This is a genomic window from Rhizobacter sp. P3_B12 (assembly GCF_056402895.1).
Genome location: NZ_JBFUGN010000602.1, coordinates 1 through 3,823 on the forward strand (window position 1 = coordinate 1; position 3,823 = coordinate 3,823).

The 3,823-nt window shown below is 69.0% G+C and carries 3 protein-coding genes; 2 read left to right on the top strand and 1 reads right to left on the bottom strand.

Going from position 1 to position 3,823, the window contains the following annotated elements:
• The first annotated feature begins 154 nt into the window (after positions 1-154).
• Together AC1D01_RS24510 and AC1D01_RS24515 are read left to right on the top strand one after the other, a co-directional pair.
• The gene (locus AC1D01_RS24510) at positions 155-1,072 is read left to right on the top strand and encodes a hypothetical protein (protein ID WP_477870992.1); all 918 of its coding nucleotides are present in this window, start codon (positions 155-157) and stop codon (positions 1,070-1,072) included.
• Positions 1,073-1,109: 37 nt separating this feature from the next.
• Positions 1,110-2,105, top strand: coding sequence for a nicotinate-nucleotide--dimethylbenzimidazole phosphoribosyltransferase (locus tag AC1D01_RS24515; RefSeq protein WP_477870994.1), 996 nt, complete (start codon positions 1,110-1,112; stop codon positions 2,103-2,105).
• Positions 2,106-2,107: 2 nt separating this feature from the next.
• Here AC1D01_RS24515 and AC1D01_RS24520 read toward each other — a convergent pair.
• The coding region (locus AC1D01_RS24520; RefSeq protein WP_477870996.1) for a TonB-dependent receptor plug domain-containing protein at positions 2,108-3,823 on the bottom strand (1,716 nt) is incomplete at its 5' end.

Sequence of the window (3,823 nt, forward strand, 5' to 3'; positions counted from 1 at the left end):
GGCTATTGCGGCCCCAAGGGTGTCGCGCTCAAGCCCACGCTGGAGAGCCTGACCGGCATCGAAGTGGCCGAAGCCGCGGCGCCGATGCGTGACCGCACCGTGAGCTTCGGCGTGGGTGCCATCGGGTTGGCCCGCTGAGTCGAGGGGGCAAGCCATGCGCCACCTGAATCACATCACCGTGCTCACCCGCGGGCTGGCCACCGCGTTGGCTGCGCTGGCCCTGGAGGCGACTGCACAGGTGCCGGCCAACATGCCGAACCCGGAAAAGGCCGATGACCAGGCCAAGCGGCTGGCCGAGAGCCCGTTCCGCCGCATCCTGGAAGCGGGCCGGGTCGAGGTCAAGCTGCGCCGGGAGGCCGAAGCGCCCGCGGCCGCGGCACCTCGACGCGTCACCGCTGCGGCGCCACCCGCCGCGAAGCCGCAGGCGCCCCGGGCGGCGGGCGAGGCACCGGCACCGGCGCCTGCCCCGTTGCTGGCATCGATCCCGGCGACGACCGCGACGGCGGTGGTCCCTCCACCGGTGACGGTGGCCGGGATCGAGCGCCTCTGGACCGCATTCAACGGCACGACGGCCTCGGTGGAGGGCGGTTTCATCGAGGGCCTGATCTATGCCGAAAGGCCGGGCGACGCGACGCTGGGAGACATCACGGTCCGCAACAACGGCGTGCTCAACGTCACGGGGCAGTTCAACACCCGCGGCGGGAGCCAATGGGCCGGCGTCGGCATCGTGCTGGTCTCGCAGCGACCCGTGGTGGCCACCGAGTACAAGGCGTTGAAGGTTCACCTGGCGGGCCATACGGTGAACAAGCTGCGCCTGCGCCTCGTGGGGAACGACCCGGCCGTCCAGCAACGGGGCTGCTACCCGATCCTGATGCTGCCGGTGAAGCCCCAGGTCACGGAGTACCGCATCGAGTTCTCGCAATTCGCAGCGCCGGAGTACTGCGGTGCCGAGGGCGTCGACGTCAAGTCGACGCTGGAGGCGCTCACCGCCATCGAGATCGCCGACACGCCCGAACCCGTGGGAGAGCGCACGGTGAGCTTCAACGTGGGCACGCTGTCCTTGCTGAAGTAGGAGGCCGCAGGCGCGAGCGTCACAGGAGTCGACCCAGATGAGCGTTGACTACGACATCCCCAGCCTCTGCGACCCCGCACTGGCCCAGCGGGTGCAACATGAAGTTGCCCTGATGTCCGGCTCGGGCGACGGGCAGGGCCGCGTCGGGTTGCTGGCCGAGAAACTTGCGCAGATCCAGGGGGTGGCCCGGCCGCGGCTGGAGAAGCCTCAGCTGGTGGTCTTCGCCGCCGACCACGGCATCGTGGCGCGGACGGCGTCGGTCCATCCGCCGGATGTGGCGGCGCTGCGGGTGTGCAACATCCTGGCCGGTCGCACGACCACGTCCCTGTCTGCTCGCCGCAACGGCCTGGCGTTGACGGTGATCGACTGCGGCTTGCGCGCCGATCTCGAGCCGCACTTGCAGTTGCTGCGGATCAAGATGGCGCGGGGCACCTTGGACAGCAGCCGTGGTGCCGCCATGACGGTCGGGCAATGTCGTGCCGCGATCGAGCGTGGCACGCGCCTGGTCAGCCGGCTGCCGGGCAATGTGTTGCTGCTGGGAGAGACCGGCATGGGCAACGAGGCTGCTGCCTTGTTGATGAGCCGGCTCACCGGCGTGCCGATCGCAGAATGCGCGGGCTTCGGCAACATGGGGCGGGCGAGGGAGTTCGCGGTGCTGCAGAGGGCGCTTGATCTGCACGTCGGCGCCTCCAACCCGATGGCCGCCCTGACGGCGATGGGGGGCCTGGAGATCGCGGCACTCGTCGGGGCGGTTCTCCAGGCTGCGAGACAGCGTCGCGTGATCGTTGTCGGGGGTTTCGTCACGACGGCGGCCGTGGCCGTGGCCGCAGGGCTGGCGCCGGCACTGCTGGAGCGTTGTGTCTTCTCACATGGCTCGCAGGCGAATGGGCATGCACGGTGGTTGCGGCTGTTGGGCGCCGAGCCCCTGCTCGAGGCGGCCCAGTGCACGAGTGAAAGCTGCAACGCCGTGCTCGCGTGGCCCTTGCTGAAATCGGCTGAACAGCTGCTCGGCGCAGCGGCACAGGCCACGTAGAACTAGAACGCGTACTGGATCCCGAACGAGGTCAGCACCGGCAGCTGGTAGACCTCTTCGCGTGTCCGGTAATCGGGGCTGTAGCTGTAGCCCGAGACGTTCTTCCGGTTGTAGGCGTTGATCAGCTCGACGTAGTACGTGAAGCGGTCCGACACCTTGCGGTCCARCCGCAGGTCCAGCCGGTGGTAGGCCGGCACGCGCCGTGAATTGATGGCGCCGTAGACCGGCTTGGCGCGTCCGTCGGGGTACAGGCCGGTGCCCACCACCGGTGTGTACGGCGAGCCGGTGTGGTAGCTCCACTTGGCGCCCCAGGTCCAGGCGTCCGACTGCTTGTACTGGCCCACCAGCGTGGCGATGACGGGCTGGTCGTAGTCGAAGCGGAAGCTCTGGCCCGTCAGGTCGTTCCGGCGCCGCGCCTGCGAGACGCTGAGCGAGAAGAATCCCGTCARCTTCTCGCTGCCGTCCTTCCTGACCAGCAGCTCGAAGCCGCTGGCCGTGCCGCTGCCGCCATTGATGTACTTCAGCGCCGGGTCGTCGACCGCATAGCCCTGGAAGGTCTTGCGATAGACCTCGGCACGCACCGACCAGCCTGCGTCGAGGGCCTGCGTCACGCCCAGCACGTACTGCGTGCTGCGCAGGTCGGCGAGCTGGGGGTTGCCGATGTCGCGCAGCGCCTGCTCAAGGGGCGGCGGCTGGTGGTGCCGGCCCATGCCCACCGACACCATGGTGCGTGGCAACAGGTTCCACTCCAGTCCCAGGCGCGGTTCGGTGAAGGTCTGCCGCAGGTAGAAGTCGCGGCTGGCACGCAGGCCGCCGGTGGCCGTCCACTCGGGCGACAGCCGCCATCGGTGATGGGCGTAGGCCTCGGCCTGGTTCTGGCGTGTCTTCTGCATCGATACCACGCGGCCGGCGGAGCTGATGTCGCAGTTGGGATCGAACTCGGTACAGCGCGGGTCCTGGATGTCCAGCGCGAGATCGACGAGGCGGCTGTTCAGCGCACCGCCCAGCGTCGTGGCGTGCCCAGGCGTCCAGGCCAGGCGCAGTTGTTCGCGCAGGTAGGTCGTGACCACCTCGGCGTCGTAGAAGCCCGCGCTGCCGATGCGCGTGAAGTCGCGGGTGGCCATCCGGCCCAGCGCGAGCTGGTTGGCGGTGGACGGGGCGAAGTCGCCGTCCCAGCTGAGTGCGAAGCTGCTGTACGACTGGCGCATGCTGCTGTTTCCCAGCAGCACCGGGTCGCGCTGTGCCGCGCGGGAGCCTTCCTTCGTGGTGAAGTCGATGCGGTCGTTGGCGGTGCTGAAGTCCAGGCGCAGGCGATGGCCGGGGTTCAGCTCCCACGACAGCCGGCCCTGCGAGTCGTGGTACACGGGCACGGTGAGGCTGACGCCTTCCTTCTCGTCCTCCATCGTCTTGACGGCCAGGTCGAACCAGCTGCGCCGCCCGGCCAGGAAGAAGGACAAGCCGTCGCCGATGGGCCCTTCGGCCAGCACGCTGGCCCCCAGCAGGCTGAAGTCGAGCTTGCCGCCGAGGCGGTCGCTGCGCGGGTTGCGCAGCGAGATGTCGAACACCGCGCCCACCACATCGCCGTACTCGGGGCTCCAGGCGGCGCTGGCCAGGTCGAAGCGGCGAATCAGGTCGGGGTGGAAGGTGCTGGTGAAGCCACCCAGGTGGAACAGGTAGCCCACCGGCAGGAAGTCGACGTAGTACGCGTTGTCCTGCGG